This window comes from Variovorax guangxiensis (assembly GCF_003952165.1).
Taxonomy (GTDB): domain Bacteria; phylum Pseudomonadota; class Gammaproteobacteria; order Burkholderiales; family Burkholderiaceae_C; genus Variovorax; species Variovorax guangxiensis.
In genome coordinates this window covers 315968-334982 of record NZ_RXFT01000004.1, presented here as the reverse complement: position 1 = coordinate 334982, position 19015 = coordinate 315968, and the positions used below count along the sequence as shown (strand labels likewise).

Below are 19015 nucleotides of genomic sequence, written 5' to 3'. Positions count from 1 at the left end.
TGGATTTTTGTGGATTTCAAGATCAATATTGAATGGAGCATTCCAACGGAGACATCGATGAAGAAACCCCACGGCACCCGCCGTGCCTTCGGCTCGGCCATCGGCGCCGCAGTCCTTCTGGGCCTCGCGCCCCTGGCCATGGCGCAGGACTTCCCGGCGCGCGGCAAGCCCATCCGCATCGTCGTGGGCTTCACTCCCGGCGGCGGCACCGACGCGCAGGCGCGCATCGTTGCGCAGAAGCTCGGCGAGGTCCTGAACACCAGCGTGATCGTCGACAACAAGCCCGGCGCCAGCACCATGCTGGCGGCCAACGAGGTGTCGCGCGCCCAGCCCGACGGCTACACGCTGCTGTATGCGCCCTCCTCCACCATGGCGCAGAACCCGCACACCTTCGCGCAAGTGCCCTACGACCCGTTCAAGGACTTCACCGCCATCTCGATGGGTGGGCGCGGGCCGCTGGTGCTGTCGCTGAGCACCAGCGTGCCGGTCAACAACGTGAAGGAGCTGGTTGCCTATGTGAAGTCGCACCCGGGCAAGGTGAGCTACGCCTCGTTCGGCGCGGGCACCTCCTCGCACATCTACGGCGAGGCCTTCGTGAAGAAGACCGGCATCGACGCGGTGCACATCCCGTACAAGGGCGGCTCCGACGCGGCGAAGGACCTGATCGGCGGGCGCGTGCAGTACATGTTCGACTCGGCCTCCTCGGCCATCATCACGGCCTCCAGCGGCAAGGTGAAGATCCTCGCGGTGGCCTCCAATGCGCGCATCGCGGCGCTGCCCGACGTGCCCACGTTCGCCGAGCAGGGCTACGCCGGGCTCGACCTGCCGAGCTGGCTGGGCTTCTACGGCCCGGCGCGCATGCCGGCGCCGGTGGTCGCGAAGCTCAACACGGCACTCACGAAGGTGCTGGCGATGCCGCAGGTGCAGGAGTTCTATCGCAGCGGCGGTTACGAGGCGGGAGCGACCTCGCCGGAGGAATTCGCCAGCATCACGCGCTCCACCTACGACAGCTGGGGCGCGATGGTGCAGCAGGTGGGGCTGGTCAAGCAATGAACGACAAGCCCCTTTCCCGCCGCCGGATTGCCGCGTGCCTCGCGCTCGGTGCCGCCATGCCTGCGCTGCTTGCGCATGCCGCCGCGCCCTTTCCGGACAAGGGCCGCACCATCCGCATCGTGCTGGGCCTGGCGGCCGGCGGCGCCTCGGACGCGCAGGCGCGCTTCGTCGCCAACAAGCTCGGCGAGGTGCTGCAGACGCCGGTGATCGTGGAGAACCGGCCGGGCGCGAGCTTCATCCTCGCGACCGAGGAGGTGATCCGCGCCGCGCCCGACGGCTACACCTTCATGTACGCGCCCTCCTCCGTGGTGGCGCAGAACCCGCAGACGCTGGCGCAGGTGCGCTACGACCCCTTCAAGGACCTCACGCCGATCTCGCTCGGCGCGCGCGGCCCGCTGGTGCTGACCGTGCACACCAGCGTGCCGGCGCGCACGGTGCAGGAGCTGGTGGCGTACATCAAGGCCAACCCGTGGAAGATGAGCTACGCCTCCTTCGGCACCGGCACCTCCTCGCACATCTACGGCGAAGCCTTTGCGCGGCAGGCGGGGCTGGACGTGGTGCATGTGCCGTACAAGGGCGGCGCCGACGCGGCCAAGGACTTTCTCGCGGGCCGTGTGCAGTACTACTTCGACGCGGCGCCCAACGCCATCCAGAACACCGCCACCGGCAAGGTCCGCATGCTGGCCGTGGCCGCACCCAAGCGCAGCCCGATGCTGCCCGACGTGCCCACCATGGGCGAACAGGGCGTGAGCGGCGTCGACATGCCGAGCTGGCTGGGCTTCTACGGCCCGGCGCGCATGCCGGCACCGGTGGTGGAGAAGCTCAACGCCGCGCTGGCGCAGGTGCTGGCGATGCCGGCCACGCGCGACTTCTTCCGCCAGGGCGCGTACGAGGCCGAGTCGTCGAGCCCGAAGCAGCTGGCCGACCTGACGCGCTCGACCTACGACCAGTGGGGCGACATCATCCGCAAGCTGGGGCTGGTGAAGCAGCCGCAGTAGAGGTCAATCGAAAAAGCTCACCAGCCGCGCGTTGACCTCGTCGGCGCGCTCGTACTGCGCCCAATGGCCGGCGCCGTCGATCACCACGCCCTCGCGCGCCGGCCCCTCGGCGGCGAGCTGCGCCACCAGCGGGCGCGGATCTGCGGTGACGTCGAACTCGCCCCACAGCAGCAGCGTAGGCACGCCCATGGTGCCGATCGCCTGCTGCAGCCCGCCCGACTGCGACACCTCCTTGCTGCGAAAGCGCGTGCCGTGGCAGGAGATGTCGTGGATGGCGAACGCCAGCTCGTCGATGGCGGCGGCGTCGTGCAGCATCAGCGCCGCCAGGTTGTGCAGCAGCGCGGCGCGCTCGGCTTCGCGGTGGGGGGCGGCGCGCCAGTTGATCATCTGCGCCGTCATGCGCCGCAGCGTTCCGTGGCCGCCGCTGCCGATCAGCGCGAGGCGGCGGACCGCACCCCGTCCGGCACCGAAGCGCGCGGCCGTCAGCCCGCCGAAGGAGAAGCCGCCGAGGTCGATGACGGTACCCGCGCCGATGAGCTGGTCGAGCGTGCCGCCCAGCGCGGCGAGCAGCGGCTGCAGCGGGTCTTCGCCGGTTGCCACGCGCGGCGGTGCGTCGGATTCGTTGAAGCCCGGCATGTCGGGCAGCCACAGCGTGCGGCCGGCCGAGAGCGCCTGCGCATTGAGCAGCCAGTGCATCCAGCTGCCGTGGCCGCCGTGCAGCAGCACCAGCGGTGGCCGGCTGGCGTCCGAACCGAAGCGGCGCCAGCGCACGCGCACGCCCTCGTGCACCGCGTCGTGATGGGTCGAGAGCGCGTCGATGCGCGCGATGAGGTCGGCGTTCATGGCCACATCCTCTGCAGTTCGCGTTCGCCGTCGAGGAACTGGTGCTTCAGCGCGGCCAGCACGTGCAGCCCGACGAGCACATAAAGCACGTAGCCGGCCCATTCGTGCACGCCGCCCAGCACGGTGTGCCAGGTCTCCTTCACCGTCGGCTCGATGGCCATGATCCAGCCGATGCGCGGCCATTCGAACAGGCCGAAGAGCTGCATCGGGTGCGTGGCGGCATCCTTCCAGGCCGAGTCGTGCATCCAGCCCGACAGCGGCAGCAGGATCATCAGTACGTACAGCGCGCCGTGCGCCAGGTGGGCGGCGAAGCGCTCGAAGGCGCCGTAGGAGCCCGGCATGGCCGGCGGCCGGTGCGTGGCGCGCCAGAGGATCCGCATGATGACCAGGCCCAGCACCGTGATGCCTATGGACTTGTGGGTGTCGACGGCCGGGCGCACCCAGTCGTCGGGATAGCGGTCGACCAGCAGGATCAGCGCGATGTTGACGATCATGAGAACGGCGATCAGCCAGTGCAGCGCGATCGCGGTTCGGGTGTAGCGGGTTTGTGCGAGCATGCGGGGAATTTTCGGGCGGGGGCCGACTCAGTCGGGAGCGCGTGCGATTGTCCGGGCATTCCCCGGGCTTTTCGAAACCGCAGGCCGAGTATTTGCGTATCACCAACCTCCGACCGATCGACAGCCGCCCGGGCCCACTTCCCTTGAACGATCCTCTGCAAAGCGCCTTCCTGGCCGCGTCGCCGCGCCTGTCTCCCCCCGCCACGCCGCTGCGCAGCTGGCTCATCCACGGGAGCGTGCTCGTGCTGTGGGCGCTGCTTTTCGCCATGGCGTTCAAGGCGGTCGATGTCGGGGCGTGGTCCGTGGGCGTGGCCTACGTGCTCTACGACACGGTGCTGCTGCTGTTCGTCGCGTGGATGACGCTGCCGATCCTGCGGCCCCGGCCGGCGCCTTCACCCGCTGCGGCCGCCCGGCGCAACACCCTGGGCGTGATCGTCGCCTCGCACAACGAGGCCGCCGTGCTGCCGGTGACGCTGGCCGCCCTGCTCGGCCAGACCGACCTGCCCGAGCGCATCGTGATCGCGGACGACGGCTCGAGCGACGGCACGGCCGAGCTGCTCACCACGCGCTACGGACTCGTCGCTCCCGAGCCCGGCGAGCTGAGCGCGCCCAGCACGTTGCATCCGTCGCTGCGCTGGCTGCGGCTGCCGCACGGCGGCAAGGCGGTGGCGCTGAACGCGGGCATCCTGCGCATCGACACCGACATCGTGCTCACGGTCGACGGCGACACCCTGCTCGACGGCCGCGCCATCGGCGCCGTGCGCCGCGCCTTCTCGGAGGAGCCGGAACTGGTCGCCGCCACCGGCGTCATCACGCCCGTGTGCAGCCGCACGCTGGCCGGCCGCTGCTTTCAGTGGTTCCAGACCTACGAGTACATCCGCAACTTCCTCTCGCGCTACGCATGGATGCGCGTCAACGGCCTGCTGCTGATCTCGGGCGCCTTCGCGGGCTTTCGCACCGAGGCCGTGCGTGCGGTGGGCGGCTTCGACACCGACTGCCTCGTCGAAGACTACGAACTCATCCACCGCCTGCACCGCCACGCCCAGGCCCACGGCCTGCCGTGGACCGTGCGCGTGCTCGGCGACGCGCAGGCGCACACCGACGCGCCGAGCAGCACCGGCGCCTTCCTGCGCCAGCGCCGCCGCTGGTTCGGCGGCTTCCTGCAGACGCAGTTCTGGTACCGCGCGATGGTCGGCGACCGGCGCTACGGCTGGCTCGGCGTCGCGATGCTGCCGGTGAAGGCCGTCGACACGCTGCAGCCGCTCTATGGCTTGGCCGCCTTCGGCCTGCTGCTGGTGTACCTGGCGCGCGGCAACCTCGGGGTGCTGGCGCCGGTGGCCGGCGTGATCGGCGCGAAGATCGTGCTCGACCTCGTCTTCCACCTGTGGTCGGTGCACCTGTACCGGCGCTGGGTCGGCAACGGCAGCGAAGCCAACTTCGTGCAGGCCTTCGCAGCCGCGCTGGTCGAGCCCTTCACCTTCCAGATCCTGCGGCACACGGGTGCGGCATGGGGCTGGTGGATGTTCCTGACGGGGCGCGGCACCTGGGGCCGGCAGACGCGGGTGGGGCTGGTCGATGCCGATGGCGTTCGGCGCGGCTGAAGCTTCAGCCGCCGAACCGGAAGCTCGACACCACGAGCCCGCCCATGAACGCGTCCTCGTGATAGACGCGTTCGCCGGCTTCGCCTTCTGCCGCGCCAACGGCCACCATCAGCGGAATCAGATGCTCCTCGCGCGGATGCGCCATGCGCGCCGCCGGGGCTGAATCCCACTGCAGCAGTTGCGCGCTGCGCTCGCCGGCCGTGCTCTTCACCACGGCAGCGTCGAGCCAGTCATCGAAAGCCTTCGACACTCCGTGCGCCTGCGGCCCGAAGTTGCGCAGGTTGTGATAGCTCAGCCCGCTGCCGACGATCAGCACCTTCTCGTCGCGCAGCGGGGCGATCGCGCGGCCCAGCGCGAGGTGCTCGGCGGGGTCGAGCCCTCGGCGCAGCGACAGCTGCACCACCGGAACGTCGGCCTTGGGGTAGATGGCGGCCATCGGCGAGAACATGCCGTGGTCGTAGCCGCGCTGCGGGTCGATCTGCACCGGCAGGCCGGCGGCGGCGATGAGCGACTGCACGCGTTGCGCCAGCTCGGGCGAGCCGGGCGAGTCGTAGTGCACCTCGTAGGTATGCGGGGGGAAGCCGCCGTAGTCGTAGATCATCGGCGGCCTGGCGTTGCCCTGCACGGTGAAGGCGGGCGCCTCCCAGTGGGCCGACACCATCAGGATGGCGGCGGGGGTGCGGCCGATCTGGCGGGGCATGTCGGCCAGCGAGGCTTCGAGCCGGTCGTAGGTCGAGCCCATCTCCTTCTTCATCCACGGCCAGGGGCCGCCGCCGTGCGAGATGAAATACGTGGGCAGTCGGGGCGAAGCGGAAGTGTTGTCGTGGGTCAAGTCGATGCTCCTCGATGAAAGCGTTGGATCGACTGTAGACATTTCCTCCAAGGAAATCGACAGGCTACGATGCATCGGATCAGTTCCTGCCAGGAAATCTTCGACAAGGATGCGCACATGGACCGGATGACCAGCCTGCGGGTGTTCCGCGAAGTCGTGGAAGCGGGCAGCTTCGTGGCGGCGGCCGGGCGACTGGGCATGTCTGCGCCGATGGCGAGCAAGCACGTGGCGCAGTTGGAGAAGTCGCTGGGCGCACGGCTGCTGCACCGCTCCAGCCGGCACCTGAGCCTGACCGAGGCCGGCACCGCCTGGTACGAGCAGAGCCGCCGCGCGCTCGATCTGCTCGACGAGGCCGAGGCCGCCATCGGCCAGACCAGCGACGTGCCGCGCGGCCAGCTCAAGGTGAGCGCGCCCGTGTGGTGCGCCACGCCGCGCTTCGCCCGGGTGCTGGCCGACTACCGCGAGAAGTACCCGGAAGTGCTGGTCGACATGCACCTGGAGAACCGCAAGGTCGACCTCGCGGCCGACGGCTACGACCTCGCGCTGCGCGCCACGCAGGAGCCCTCGCCCGCGCTGATCGCCCGGCCGCTGTGCCGGGTGCCCTTCTTCCTCGCCGGCACGCCCGCCTACCTGGAGCGCATGGGCGGCGTGCCCGCCGTGCCGGCCGACCTCGCGAAGCTGGGCGCCATCGTGCCGAGCTACGTGAACCTGGACAACCTTGCGCTCAAGGGCCCGGGCGGGCGAATGTTTCCGCTGCGTCTGGTGCCGGCCATGCGCTCGGACGACACCACGCTCACGCTGCACGCGGTGCGCGCGGACATGGGCATCGCCTACATGCCCACCTGGCTGATCGACGACGACATCGCGCAGGGCCGGCTGCTGCGGCTGCTGCCGGACTTCGAGGCCACGCCCGTGACGCTCTTCGCGGTCTACACGAGCCGGCAGTACATGGCGCCCAAACTGCGTACTTTCATCGACTTCCTGGGCGAGCGGCTGGGCCCGCCTGCGGCGAGCCAGGGCAAGCCGCGCGGCACGCTGAACGCTTCCTGAAGAACGCACCTTTTCGGGGCAAGGTCATGCATGCACGGCTAAAGTCCTGAGCTCTCCGGGAGACCTCGCTCTTGTTCCGCTTCTTCGAAAAACTCCTTCACCCCTACCCTGCCGCCGAGCCCGCGATGCCGCCGCAGGGCTTCTTCGCCTTTCTCTGGGCCTGCACGCACGGCGTGCGCGGCAAGATCGCGGTGATGGCTGTGCTCACCGCCGCCATGTCGATCTTCGAGGCAGCGCTGTTCGCGATCCTCGGGCGCATCGTCGACTGGCTCGCGGGCCAGGAGCCCTCGCGCCTGTGGCAGGAGCGCGGCGGCACGCTCATGTGGCTGGCGGCCTTCCTCGTCATCAGCATCGTGGTGGTGGCGCTGCAGACCATCGTGAAGCACCAGACGCTCGCGGTGAACCTGCCGATGCGCCTGCGCTGGAACTTCCACCGGCTGATGCTGGGCCAGAGCATGGCCTTCTACCAGGACGAGTTCGCCGGCCGCATCACGGCCAAGGTCATGCAGACCGCGCTGGCGGTGCGCGACACGGTGTTCGTGCTGGCCGACGTGCTGGTGGCCATGGGCGTGTACGTGGCCACCATGATCATTCTTGTGGGCGTGCTCGACGCACAGCTGGTCTGGCCCTTCCTGATCTGGCTGGCTCTTTACATCGGTTCGCTGGTGTACTTCGTGCCGCGCCTGGGCAAGGTCGGCAAGGAGCAGGCCGACGCCCGCGCGCTGATGACCGGCCGGGTGACCGACGCCTACACCAACATCGCGACCGTCAAGCTGTTCTCGCACACGCAGCGCGAGGCCGGCTTCGCGCGCGACGCGATGCGCGAGTTCATGAAGACGGGCTACGGCCAGATGCGCCTGGTGAGCGCCTTCGAGATCGTCAATCACACCCTGAGCATGGGCCTCACGGCCGGCATGGCGGGCGTGGCACTGTGGCTGTGGTCGCACGGCGCGGTCGGCATCGGCGCCGTGGCGGCGGCCACCGCGATGGCGCTGCGGCTGCAGGGCATGTCGCACTGGATCATGTGGGAGATGACCAGCCTGTTCGAGAACATCGGCACGGTGCAGGACGGCATGAAGACGCTCTCGCGCCCGCGCACCGTGCTCGACGCGGCCGATGCCCGGGCGCTCGAAGTGCCGCGCGGCGAAGTGCGCTTCGAGCATGCGAGCTTCCGCTACGGCGACGCGGGCCGCCGCGTGATCGACGACCTCACGCTGACCGTGAAGCCCGGCGAGAAGATCGGCCTGGTCGGCCGCTCGGGCGCGGGCAAGTCGACGCTGGTGAACCTGCTGCTGCGCTTCCACGACCTGGAAAGCGGCCGTATCCTCATCGACGGACAAGATATAGCGCACGTCACTCAGGACTCGCTGCGCGGCCATATCGGCATGGTGACGCAGGACACCTCGCTGATGCACCGCTCGGTGGCCGACAACGTCGCCTACGGCCGGCCCGACGCGACGAAGGAGCAGATCGAGGCGGCAGCCAAACGCGCCGAGGCGCACGACTTCATCCAGACGCTGGGCGACGCCACAGGCCGGCGCGGCTACGAGGCCCACGTGGGCGAGCGCGGCGTGAAGCTCTCGGGCGGCCAGCGCCAGCGCGTGGCCATCGCGCGCGTGATGCTGAAGGACGCGCCGATCCTGCTGCTCGACGAAGCCACCAGCGCGCTCGACTCCGAGGTGGAAGCCGCCATCCAGCAGAGCCTCTACACGCTGATGGAAGGCAAGACCGTGATCGCCATCGCCCACCGGCTCTCGACCATCGCCGCGATGGACCGGCTCATCGTGCTCGACGAAGGCCGCGTGGTGGAAGAAGGCGACCACCGCACGCTGATGGCCCAGGGCGGGCTGTACGCGCGGCTGTGGGCGCACCAGAGCGGCGGCTTCCTGGGCGACAGCCTGGAAGAAGACGAAGCGCTGCGCGCCTGACCGGCCTTCAGGTCGGGAGGGCGCCCGCCTCGTACTGCGCCACGAATTCGCCCGACGGCGGGATCGGCTTGATGATGTCGATCAGCACCCCGTTCGGATCGCGCGTGATGAAGTGGCGCTGGCCGAAGGCCTCGTCGCGCAGCGGCAGCAGGATCGGCAGGCCGGCGGCCTTCAGCCGGTCGTGCACCGCATCGGGGTCGTCCACCTCGAAGTTCAGCAGCGTGCCGCCCGCCACCTGACCGCGCGCCGCGGCCGGGACGGTCTCGTGCCGGCCGTCGAGCACGGCCAGGTTCACCGAGGGCTCGTCAGCCAGCTGCAGGTGCACGTACCAGTCGCTCGTGAAGAGCGGCGTGAAGCCGAAGTGCGTCTTGTAGAAGTCCGCCGTTCCGGCAACGTCGTTGGTCATGAGAACGGGGTAGTAGCTCGTCACTTTCACGGTGGGTCCTTTCACTTAACATACAGGCTGCATGTAAATTGAATATAACTTACAGACAGGCTGTATGTAAATGAGCAAGACCACATCGGCGACGGTCATAACCAACCGCGAGCGCACCGAAACGACCCGCCTCGCGCTGCTGGACGCGGCGCGTGCCCTCTTCGTCGGCAAGGGCTACGGCGACACCTCCACGCCCGAGATCGCGGTGGCCGCGGGCATCACGCGCGGCGCGCTGTACCACCACTTCGCCGACAAGCGCGACCTGTTCCGCCAGGTGCTGCAGCGCGAAAGCCAGGCTGTCGCGGCCGACATCGAGGCCGCCGCGCCCGAGCAGCTCTCGCCGCGCGAGGCGCTGCTGGAAGGCAGCAAGGCCTACCTGAACGCGATGACGGCGCCGGGCCGCACGCGGCTGCTGCTGATCGACGGGCCCGCTGTGCTCGGCATGGAAGAAATCATGGCGCTGGACGACACCACCTCGGCCGCTTCGCTGCGCGAGGGCCTCGTGCGTGCCGGCGTGGGCAAGGACGAGGTTTCGCTGGACGCCCTCACCCCGCTGCTCTCGGCCGCCTTCGACCGCGCCGCGCTGGCCATCGACGCGGGCGCCGATGTGGAAGAGACCCGCACGGCGATGCTGTGGCTGCTGGAGCGCGCGCTGGGCCCCGCTCGTAAACGCTGACAGCCCCCTCCGGCCCGGCGCTTCACACCCGCCTACAGCACGCGCCGCCCCCTGCCGACAGTCGGGCCGCGATGCCCGCGCGATGCTGGATTCATCTTCAACACAGAGGAGTCCTCGCGTGAATTCCATCATCTACATCGTCGGTCTGGTCGTGGTGGTCGTTGCCGTGCTTTCGTTCTTCGGCCTTCGCTGATCCCCCCCGCTCATCCCGTGAAACGGGGCCGCTCGCGGCCCCGTTCTTCGTCGTGGCCGGCCGGAAAGCGCCGGGCATAATTTGCGCGGCCTCGCCCTGCGCCGGGCCTCGATGACTGCTACAGATACAGACTGGCTGCGAAGGGACCCTGTTGACCAACACCGCGCTGCGCGAACCCGCCTTTACAGACGCGGTGATCACCGAGGCGATCCGATGGACCGAGCAGAACGGTCCGCTCGACGACGCGCAGGCCCTGCGCACCGCGGCCTCCCGCGCAGCGGATTCCCACCGCCAGGTCACCGAGCGCGCGCTGCTGCTCGGCGAGCGCATCGGCCTGCAGCCTGAACTCGCGCGTGCCCGGCAATGGGCGCCCTGGGTGCTGCTCGGGCTCGCGGCGCTCATCGTCGTGGCTGGCCTTGGACTCGCGGGCAACGTGGTCGGCGGCGGGGAGCGCCACATCAACGTGATCGTCGCGCTCGCGAGCCTGCTGGGGCTGCATGCGCTGACGCTGCTGCTGTGGCTCGTCGGGCTGTGGCTGCCGATCGGCTCCTTCAACACCGCCTCGCTGGGCTGGATCTGGCTGTCGCTCACTGCGCGCGTGGCCGGCGGCAAGCGCGGGCAGGCGCCGGTGCTGGTGCGCGCGGCCACGGGGCTGCTGTCTCGCGCGAAGCTTCTGCCTTGGGCCTTCGGGCTCGTGAGCCACGGCATCTGGTCGCTGTCGTTCGCGGTCGTGCTGGCAGCGATGCTGTTCGCGCTCGCGTTTCGCAGCTACACGCTGAGCTGGGAAACGACGATCCTCGAGCCGGAATTCTTCGTGCGTGCCGTGCAGGCACTGGGGTGGCTGCCGGCGAAGCTGGGCTTTCCGGTGCCCGATGCCGCCACGGTGATGGCCGCCCCTGGCGCCGCAAGCGCAGGCGGGCAACGCACCTGGGCGCTGTGGCTCACCGGCTGCATCGCGGTCTACGGACTGCTGCCACGCCTTGCGCTGGCGCTGCTGAGCGCAGGCGTCCTGCGCAGCCGCCGCAAGGCGCTGCAGCCCGACTGGCACGAACCCTACTACCGCAAGCTGCTGGCCCGCTTCGCCGCGATGGCGCCGGCAGCCATCGTCGATGCCGACCCGGGCCGCCTGCGCGGCGCCACGCCTTCGAGCCTGCCTGCATCGGAACTGCAAGACGCCATCTTCGTGCTCGGCTTCGAGCTGCCGCCCGACATGCCCTGGCCGCCAGCCGCGCTGCCCGCGGCCATTGCAGCGCAGGCTCAGCGCATCGACGGCAGCGCCCCCGCACGCCGCGCCCTGCTCGACCAGCTGGCCCGGGTCCATCCACGCACGATGCTGATGGTCTGCCACGCCGCCTCCAGCCCCGACCGCGGCACCGAGCGCTTCCTGCGCGAGGTGCTGGCGCATTGCGGCGAATGCCGCCTGTGGCTGGCCGACTCGCCCGATGCCAACGCCACGCAGCGCTGGCTCGACTGGCTGCGCGACACTGGCCTGGAACGCGTCGCCGCCAGCGAACGCCTCGAAGCCGCCCTGCCCGAAAGCGCCATCGCCCCATGACGCAGCAAGCCATCCGCATCGCTGTGGTCGGCCACACCAACGCCGGCAAGACCTCGTTGCTGCGCACGCTCACGCGGCGCGTCGATTTCGGCGAGGTGTCGCAACGCCCCGGCACCACGCGCCATGTCGAATCGATAGATCTCGACGTGAACGGCGAGGCCGCCGTGCGCTTCTTCGACACGCCGGGGCTGGAAGACGCCGTCGCGCTGCGCGAGCACCTTGCCGCCGGCTTCGACGCGCAGGCGACGCCACCGGAGCGCATCCGCCAGTTCCTGCGCGGGCCCGAGGCGCTCGGCGTGTTCGAGCAGGAGGCCAAGGTGCTGCGCACCATGCTCGAGATCGACGCCGCCTTCCTGGTCATCGACGTGCGCGAGCCGGTGCTGCCCAAGTTCCGCGACGAGATCGAACTGCTCAACTCCTGCGCGCGCCCGGTGCTGCCGGTGCTCAACTTCGTGCGCGACGCAGCCAGCCGCGAGCCGGCGTGGAAGGAGCTGCTCTCGGCCTACGGCCTGCACGTGCAGGTGCGCTTCGATGCGGCGGCGCCCTTCGTCGGCGCCGAGCAGGACCTGTACGGCGACCTCGCCACGCTGCTGCGCGACCGGCGCGAGCTGCTGCGCGGCGTGGTCGATTCGCTGGCCGCCGAGGCCGCGCGCCGGCGCGGATCGGCGTGCTCGCGCATCGCAAGCCTGCTGGTCGATGCCGCGGCGGTGCGCCGCACGGTGTCGTCCACCGAGTTCGCCGACGATGCGCGCCGCAAGGCCCTGGTCGCCGCGCTGCAGAAGGACGTGTTCGACAAGGCCCAGCGCTGCACCGACGACCTGCTCGCGCTCTACGGTTTTCGCCAGGGCGATGCCGACGAGGCGCCGCTGCCGATCATCGAAGGCCGCTGGACGCTCGACTTCTTCAGCCCCGAGGCCATGAAAGACGCCGGCCTGCGCCTGGGCAAGGGCGCCGTCATCGGCGCGGCGGTGGGCGTTGTGGCCGACCTGGCCGTGGCCGGCATCTCGCTGGGCGCGGGCGCGGCACTCGGCGGCGCCATCGGCGGCGCTGTGTCGCAGGGCCTGGGGCCGCTCGGGCGCAAGCTGGCCAACAAGCTGCGCGACGTGCACGAGCTCACCGTGGAAGACGGCGTGCTGTTCACGCTGGCCGCGTGGCAGCTGAAGCTCACGCAGGCGCTGGAACTGCGCGGCCATGCGGCCACGCAGCGCATCGCCACCGAATCGCCAGAGGACGGCGATGCGCCCACGCGCGCCGCGGCGGCCGCGGTTCGTGGCGCGCAGCCGGCGCGCAACCATCCCGAATGGGAATCCAGTGGCATCGCGTCCCGCAGCTTCTGGCGCCCGTCACCCCAGCGCGAGGCCTTGGTGGCGGAGCTGTCGATTGCGCTGCAACGCGCCTTCGTCGAAACGCCCTAGCGCCCTAGTTCACCAGCGCCTGCAGCCGCGCATAGTCGCCCGGCCGCGCGCCCAGCTGCTCTGGCGTCGAGCGCCTGACGACCCGCTCCTGGAACAGCTGCCGGTTGGCCGGCGACACGGTCATGCCCTTGTCGCGCAGGAACTTCTCGTCTTCCAGCTCCCCGGCGATCACGCCGACGTTGGTCCACTTGGCTGTTTCCACCAGCACCTTCTCGACCATCGCCTGCTGCTGCGGAGTCAGCTTGCCCCACGCGGCCTTGCCGATGACGATGCCCAGCGTGTCGTAGACATGCGCGGTCAGCAGCACGTACTTCTGCACTTCGTAGAGCTTCTTCGACTTGACGATGTCCAGCGGGTTTTCCTGCGCCTCCACCTCGCTCTTCTTGAGCGCGCCGTACAGGCTCATGAAGGGCAGCGTCACCGGCTTGGCATCGACCGCGGTGGCGAAGAGCTGGTAGGCCGCGGCGGCGGGCACGTACAGGCGCAGGTCGCGGAAGTCCTCCGGCCTGGCCAGCGGCTTCGCCGATGTGACCTGGCGCGCGCCGTAGTAGACGGAGGCGACCATGCGGTTGCCGCTCTTCTCGTTGTAGCCCTTCATCAGCTCGGCCAGCAGCGGGCTCGCCAGGTACTTGCGCATGTGGTCGAGGTCCTTGAAGGCGAAGGGGTAGCTCCCCAGGCTCAGCGGCGGATAGCCCTCGGCCAGCGTGGCCTGCCCGACGTAGGCGATCTGCATCGAGTCGTTGGCCAGCATCAGCGGATAGTCGCCCTCCTGTCCCAATTTGGAAGAAGGCACCACCTCGATCCTGATCTTGCCTTCGGACTGCTCGGCGATCTTGCGCGCCGCCAACTCGGCCTGCTGGTGGAAGATGCTCGTGGGCTCGTAGACGTGGCCCCACTTGAACTGCAGCGCCTGCGCATGGGCAGCCACCGCGCCCGCGAACGCCAGGCAAAGAAAAACACCGGCGCGGCGCCACGGCAACAAGCTTTTCATCGACTCTCCCTCGGGTTGAGAACAGCCCGCACCCCATGCAAGATCGAAGCCACGCGGCGACGGGTGCCGGGCGAATGCGTCCGGCGCTGGAATCGTAAGTATTTGAAACCTTTTTCGTAATCGGGTTTGCCCGACTCCGGCCAGCGCGCCTACGATGCCTTGGCACATGACCCCTACGACCACTCTGCGCGCCATCCGCGCCGACATCACGACCCTGCGGGTGGACGCCATCGTCAACGCCGCCAACTCCTCGCTGCTGGGCGGCGGCGGCGTGGATGGAGCGATCCACCGCGCGGCCGGGCCCGAGCTGGTGCACGAATGCCGGCTGCTGGGCGGCTGCAAGACGGGCGACGCCAAGCTCACCAAGGGCTACCGGCTGCATGCGCGCTTCATCATCCATACGGTCGGTCCGGTGTGGCGCGGCGGCGACTCGGGCGAGCCGGAGCTGCTGGCCTCGTGCTACCAGCGTTCGATGGCGCTCGCGGCGGCGCACGGCGTTCGCGGCATCGCCTTTCCCGGCATCAGCACCGGCATCTACGGCTACCCCGTGGAGCCGGCGGCAAGGCTGGCGGTGAGCACGGTGCGGGAGGCACTGGCGGATGCCGCGTCGCCGGTAGAGGAAGTCGTCTTCTGCTGCTTCTCCGCCGGAGACCTTGCCATCTATGAAGCCGTGCTGGACTGATGCCGCATAGGCCCCTGAAGACCCCCCCACACCCATGACCGAATCCAAGTTCGAGCCCGACGACAACGACGGCAACGCCAACGCCGGCATGCGCAAGGGCCTCACCAGCTACGGCGACCGCGGCTTCTCGCTCTTCCTGCGCAAGGCCTTCATCAAGGGCGCGGGCTATACCGATGCCGCGCTCGACCGTCCGGTGATCGGCATCGCCAGCACCGGCAGCGCCTACAACCCCTGCCACGGCAACGCGCCGCAGCTCATCGAGGCGGTGAAGCGCGGCGTGATGCTCGCGGGCGGGCTGCCGATGGAGTTTCCGACCATCTCGGTGCACGAGAGCTTCGCCGCGCCGACCAGCATGTACCTGCGCAACCTGATGGCCATGGACACCGAGGAGATGGTGCGCGCGCAGCCCATGGACGCGGTGGTGCTCATCGGCGGCTGCGACAAGACCGTGCCGGCGCAGCTCATGGGCGCGGCGTCGGCCGGGCTGCCGGCCATCCAGCTCATCACCGGCTCGATGCTCACCGGCAGCCATCGCGGCGAGCGCGTGGGCGCCTGCACCGACTGCCGCCGCTACTGGGCCCGCTACCGCACGGGCGAGATCGACGCGGAGGAAACGGCCGACGTCAACAACCAGCTGGTGGCGAGCGTGGGCACCTGCTCGGTCATGGGCACGGCCAGCACCATGGCCTGCATCGCCGAGGCGCTGGGCATGACAGTGCCGGGCGGGGCCTCGCCGCCGGCCGTGACGGCCGACCGCATCCGCATCGCCGAGCAGACCGGCGCGCAGGCGGTGCGGATCGCCCGCGAGCGCCTCACCATCGACAAGGTGCTGACGCCGGCCGCCTTCGAGAACGCGATGCGCGTGCTGCTGGCCATCGGCGGCTCGACCAACGGCATCGTGCACCTCGCGGCCATCGCCGGGCGCATGGGCCTGGAGATCGACCTGCACGCGCTCGACCGCATGGGCCGCGAGACGCCGGTGCTGCTCGACCTGAAGCCCTCGGGCCAGCACTACATGGAAGACTTCCACGCCGCGGGCGGCATGGCCACGCTGCTGCGCGAGCTCAGACCGCTGCTGCACCTCGATGCGCTCACGGTCACGGGCCGCACGCTGGGCGAGGAGATCGAGGCCGCCGGCCCCGGCTTCGCGCAGGACGTGGTTCGCCCGGTGGCGCAGCCGATCTACCCGCAGGGCGGCATCGCCGTGCTGTGGGGCAACCTGGCGCCGGGCGGCGCGATCATCAAGCAGTCGGCCGCCGAACCGGTGCTGATGGAGCACGAAGGCCGCGCCGTGGTCTTCGAGAACGCCGAAGACCTGGCGCGTCGCATCGACAGCGACGAACTCGACGTGACGCCTCACGACGTGCTGGTGCTCAAGAACATCGGCCCCAAGGGCGCCCCGGGCATGCCGGAGGCGGGCTACCTCCCGATTCCGCGCAAGCTCGCACGCGCCGGCGTGAAGGACATGGTGCGCATCTCCGACGGCCGCATGAGCGGCACCGCCTTCGGCACCATCGTGCTGCATGTGACACCCGAGTCGGCCATCGGCGGGCCGCTGGCCTACGTGCGCAGCGGCGACCGCATCCGCCTCAGCGTGGCGAATCGGGAGATCTCGCTGCTGGTGACCGACGAAGAGCTGGCAAGGCGCGCAAAGGAATCGCCGGTGGTGGAGCCCACCGCCGGGCGCGGCTACAGAAAGCTCTTCCTGCAGACCGTGACGCAGGCCGACAAGGGCGTGGACTTCGACTTCCTGCGCGCGCCGGACACCACCGGCAAGGTGCCGCGCTAGCCGGCGCGCGCCCGCACAATGGGCGCATGACCGACCGCTTCTACGACGAACTCGCCCCGCTCTATCACCTGATCTATCCGGACTGGAACGACAGCATCCGCGTGCAGGGCGAAAAGCTCTCGCAGCTCTTCGAGGCCGAATGGCCGTGCGGCGAGGCAAGCCGCAAGGTGCTCGACGTGTCTTGCGGCATCGGCACGCAGGCGCTCGGCCTCGCGGCGCTCGGCCATGCGGTGACGGCTTCGGACCTGTCGGCCAACGAGGTCGAACGCGCGCAGAACGAGGCCCGTCAGCGCGGCATAGACATCGACGTCTCGGTGTGCGACATGCGCGAGGCGCACACGCATCACGGCGGCGGCTTCGACATCGTGATCTCCTGCGACAACTCGATGCCGCACCTGCAGACCGACGCCGACCTGCTGACCGCCCTGCGCCAGATGACGGCCTGCCTGCGCCCCGGCGGCGGCTGCGTGGTCAGCGTGCGCGACTACGCGAAGGAAGAGCGCGGCAGCAACCTCGTTAAGCACTACGGCGCGCGAGTGGACAGCGGCAAGCGGCACGTGCTGTTCCAGGTCTGGGACTTCGATGACGGCGGCAAGGGCGAGCGCTACGACCTCGGCTTCTTCTTCGTCACCGAAGATCTCGCCACACAGGCGGTGAGCACGCGGGTGATGCGCTCGCGCTACTACGCCATTTCGACGACGCGGCTGTGCGAGCTCATGCAGGAGGCAGGGCTGAAGGACGTGCGGCGCGTCGACGGTGCCTTCTTCCAGCCCGTGCTGGTGGGCACGCGGCCCTGATCCGGAGCCGCGCCGGAGCTGATCCGGCGCTGGTTTTCGGGCTGTTTCAGATGGAGTTTCGAGGCCCCCGCTGGTCACTGTCCCGTCACGGGGCATACCTAGCATCCGGCGGCTTTCGTTTCTTCTTCAACAACACCTGAAAACCACATATGAAAAAGAGCGTTCCCGCGCCTGCGCCCCGTCCCGTTCTCGCAACCATCGCAGCAATCACGCTCGTCGGCGGCAGCCTGCTGATGACCGCATGCGGCGGCGGCGGCAGCGGCGGTGGCATCTCCCTGCCGGTGCTCCCGCCGGCGCCCGCTCCCGCCCCGGCCCCCACGCCGGCTCCGCCCGCCCCCACGCCGCTGGGCACGCTCGATGGCTCCGTGCCCCTGGTCATCGGCCACCGCGGCCTGCCGGGCCTGTATCCGGAAGAAACGAAGACCGCCTACGAAGCCGCCGCCGACGCCGGCGCCGACTCGCTCGAAACCGACCTGCACCTCACCAAGGACTGCGTACTGGTCGCGCGCCACAACCCCTGGCTGAGCGACAACACCAACATCGCCGAGGTCGCCAAGACCAACGCCACCGTCGCAGGCCGCAAGCGCACCGTGCCCGGCGTACTCGTGGACGTGAAGTACCCGCCCATCGCGGCCAACGGCCCTGCCCAGTACCTGAGCGACCTGACGGCCCCGAACGATCCGAAGTCGGTGCTCAAGTCGCTGATCGTCGACGGCGAGGACCACACCAACGACTGGTCCATCACCGACTTCACGATGGACGAGCTGCGCCAGTGGATCCGCGGCACCACCTACGACGCCAGGGACCAGCGCCCCACCGACCTCAACGGCAAGCTGCCGATCATCAGCTTCCAGGAGCTGATCGACATCGCCAAGGCCAAGAGCGCCGCCACCGGCCGCACGCTCACCGTGTACCCGGAAACCAAGAACCCGATCTGGAACAACGCCCAGGCCATCGCCAACGGCTGCGGCCCGGCGGGCAGCCATCCACTGGAAGACGCGCTCCTGAAGGTCATGAATTTCAACGACCTCAACCGCAAGGACGCGCCGATCTTCGTGCAGAGCTTCGAGCCCGAGAGCCTGAAGTACCTGCGCTCGGCCGGCATGAAGGCCCGCGCTGTGCAGCTGGTGGACGGCAACGACGTCGACTACCAGACCGGCGAGATGATCTACGTCACCAACGACGTCTACACCTTCGTCGACGGCCGCCCCTACAGCTGGACGCTGGCAGGCAACCCGAAGTGGTTCGGCGAAATGCTCACGCCCGCCGGCCTTGCCGAGATCAAGACCTACGCCGACGGCATCGGCCCGTGGAAGCCGCAGGTCATGGCCCACACCATCGTGCCCTTCGTCGCGGGCAAGGGCCTTGCCGACGTGAACACGATCAAGCCCACCAGCCTGATCGCCGACGCGCACAAGGCCGGCCTCTTCGTGCACAGCTACACCTTCCGCAACGAAGCCAAGTACCTGGCCGGCGTCTACAAGGGCGACCCGACGGCCGAGTACCTCGCCTTCTTCCGCGCGGGCATCGACGGCGTGTTCTCGGATTTCGCGAACACCGCGTTCGCCGCGCGCAAGACCTACCTGAAGGAAACGGGCCGCTGAGCGAGGCCGAAAGCG

17 protein-coding genes are annotated in these 19015 nt (G+C 69.3%); 12 read left to right on the top strand and 5 right to left on the bottom strand.

Annotated features, from left to right (window positions below; translation table 11 throughout):
* The first annotated feature begins 57 nt into the window (after positions 1-57).
* Both EJP67_RS12415 and EJP67_RS12410 read left to right on the top strand, forming a co-directional pair.
* The gene (locus EJP67_RS12415) at positions 58-1053 is read left to right on the top strand and encodes a Bug family tripartite tricarboxylate transporter substrate binding protein (protein ID WP_126022011.1); all 996 of its coding nucleotides are present in this window, start codon (positions 58-60) and stop codon (positions 1051-1053) included.
* The gene (locus EJP67_RS12410; protein WP_126022010.1) at positions 1050-2051 is read left to right on the top strand and encodes a Bug family tripartite tricarboxylate transporter substrate binding protein; all 1002 of its coding nucleotides are present in this window, start codon (positions 1050-1052) and stop codon (positions 2049-2051) included. Before EJP67_RS12415 ends, EJP67_RS12410 begins: the two co-directional genes overlap by 4 nt.
* 3 nt (positions 2052-2054) lie before the next feature.
* On the opposite strand, the gene EJP67_RS12405 is transcribed toward EJP67_RS12410, so the two are convergent.
* Positions 2055-2894: an alpha/beta fold hydrolase gene (locus EJP67_RS12405; RefSeq protein WP_126022009.1), complete on the bottom strand. Its 840-nt coding sequence runs from the start codon at positions 2892-2894 to the stop codon at positions 2055-2057.
* Positions 2891-3451, bottom strand: coding sequence for a cytochrome b (locus tag EJP67_RS12400; RefSeq protein ID WP_126022008.1), 561 nt, complete (start codon positions 3449-3451; stop codon positions 2891-2893). Before EJP67_RS12400 ends, EJP67_RS12405 begins: the two co-directional genes overlap by 4 nt.
* Before the next feature lie 143 nt (positions 3452-3594).
* Between EJP67_RS12400 and EJP67_RS12395 the strand changes: the two genes are divergently transcribed.
* Positions 3595-5052 carry a glycosyltransferase family 2 protein gene (locus EJP67_RS12395; protein ID WP_126022007.1) on the top strand — a complete coding sequence of 486 codons (1458 nt, stop codon included), beginning with the start codon at positions 3595-3597 and terminating at the stop codon, positions 5050-5052.
* Positions 5053-5056: 4 nt separating this feature from the next.
* On the opposite strand, the gene EJP67_RS12390 is transcribed toward EJP67_RS12395, so the two are convergent.
* On the bottom strand, positions 5057-5884 hold the full coding sequence (locus tag EJP67_RS12390; RefSeq protein ID WP_126022006.1) for a DODA-type extradiol aromatic ring-opening family dioxygenase: 828 nt from the start codon (positions 5882-5884) through the stop codon (positions 5057-5059).
* A gap of 69 nt (positions 5885-5953) precedes the next feature.
* On the opposite strand from EJP67_RS12390, the gene EJP67_RS12385 reads away from it, so the two are divergent.
* Positions 5954-6934 (top strand): LysR family transcriptional regulator, encoded by a 981-nt coding sequence (locus EJP67_RS12385; RefSeq protein WP_420824265.1) that lies wholly within the window; start codon positions 5954-5956, stop codon positions 6932-6934.
* 71 nt (positions 6935-7005) lie between these two features.
* Complete coding sequence (locus EJP67_RS12380; RefSeq protein WP_206169489.1) at positions 7006-8862, top strand: ABC transporter ATP-binding protein; 1857 nt, start codon at positions 7006-7008, stop codon at positions 8860-8862.
* A 7-nt stretch (positions 8863-8869) separates the two neighbouring features.
* Here EJP67_RS12380 and EJP67_RS12375 read toward each other — a convergent pair whose 3' ends face one another.
* Complete coding sequence (locus EJP67_RS12375; RefSeq protein WP_126022004.1) at positions 8870-9298, bottom strand: VOC family protein; 429 nt, start codon at positions 9296-9298, stop codon at positions 8870-8872.
* Positions 9299-9368: 70 nt separating this feature from the next.
* Here EJP67_RS12375 and EJP67_RS12370 point away from each other — a divergent pair, with 70 nt between their 5' ends.
* The 3 genes from EJP67_RS12370 (at position 9369) to EJP67_RS12360 (ending at position 13137) form a co-directional block, all read left to right on the top strand.
* A complete protein-coding gene (locus tag EJP67_RS12370) occupies positions 9369-9974 on the top strand; it encodes a TetR/AcrR family transcriptional regulator (RefSeq protein ID WP_126022003.1) in 606 nt (201 codons plus the stop codon).
* A gap of 344 nt (positions 9975-10318) precedes the next feature.
* The gene (locus tag EJP67_RS12365) at positions 10319-11722 is read left to right on the top strand and encodes a DUF2868 domain-containing protein (RefSeq protein ID WP_126022002.1); all 1404 of its coding nucleotides are present in this window, start codon (positions 10319-10321) and stop codon (positions 11720-11722) included.
* Positions 11719-13137, top strand: a complete 1419-nt coding sequence (locus EJP67_RS12360) for a GTPase/DUF3482 domain-containing protein (RefSeq protein WP_126022001.1) — start codon at positions 11719-11721, stop codon at positions 13135-13137. The genes EJP67_RS12365 and EJP67_RS12360 overlap by 4 nt, the downstream gene beginning before the upstream one ends.
* 4 nt (positions 13138-13141) lie before the next feature.
* Here the strand turns inward: EJP67_RS12360 and EJP67_RS12355 are convergent, their stop codons facing one another.
* Positions 13142-14128: a sialic acid TRAP transporter substrate-binding protein SiaP gene (locus EJP67_RS12355; RefSeq protein ID WP_126022000.1), complete on the bottom strand. Its 987-nt coding sequence runs from the start codon at positions 14126-14128 to the stop codon at positions 13142-13144.
* Between the two features lie 166 nt (positions 14129-14294).
* Between EJP67_RS12355 and EJP67_RS12350 the strand changes: the two genes are divergently transcribed.
* The 4 genes from EJP67_RS12350 to EJP67_RS12335 all read left to right on the top strand — a co-directional run bounded on the left by EJP67_RS12350 (position 14295) and on the right by EJP67_RS12335 (position 19000).
* A complete protein-coding gene (locus tag EJP67_RS12350) occupies positions 14295-14810 on the top strand; it encodes an O-acetyl-ADP-ribose deacetylase (RefSeq protein WP_126021999.1) in 516 nt (171 codons plus the stop codon).
* Between the two features lie 34 nt (positions 14811-14844).
* Positions 14845-16599: an IlvD/Edd family dehydratase gene (locus EJP67_RS12345; RefSeq protein WP_126021998.1), complete on the top strand. Its 1755-nt coding sequence runs from the start codon at positions 14845-14847 to the stop codon at positions 16597-16599.
* A 26-nt stretch (positions 16600-16625) separates the two neighbouring features.
* The gene (locus tag EJP67_RS12340) at positions 16626-17396 is read left to right on the top strand and encodes a class I SAM-dependent methyltransferase (protein WP_126021997.1); all 771 of its coding nucleotides are present in this window, start codon (positions 16626-16628) and stop codon (positions 17394-17396) included.
* Positions 17397-17545: 149 nt separating this feature from the next.
* On the top strand, positions 17546-19000 hold the full coding sequence (locus tag EJP67_RS12335) for a glycerophosphodiester phosphodiesterase family protein (protein WP_126021996.1): 1455 nt from the start codon (positions 17546-17548) through the stop codon (positions 18998-19000).
* Positions 19001-19015 lie beyond the last annotated feature (15 nt).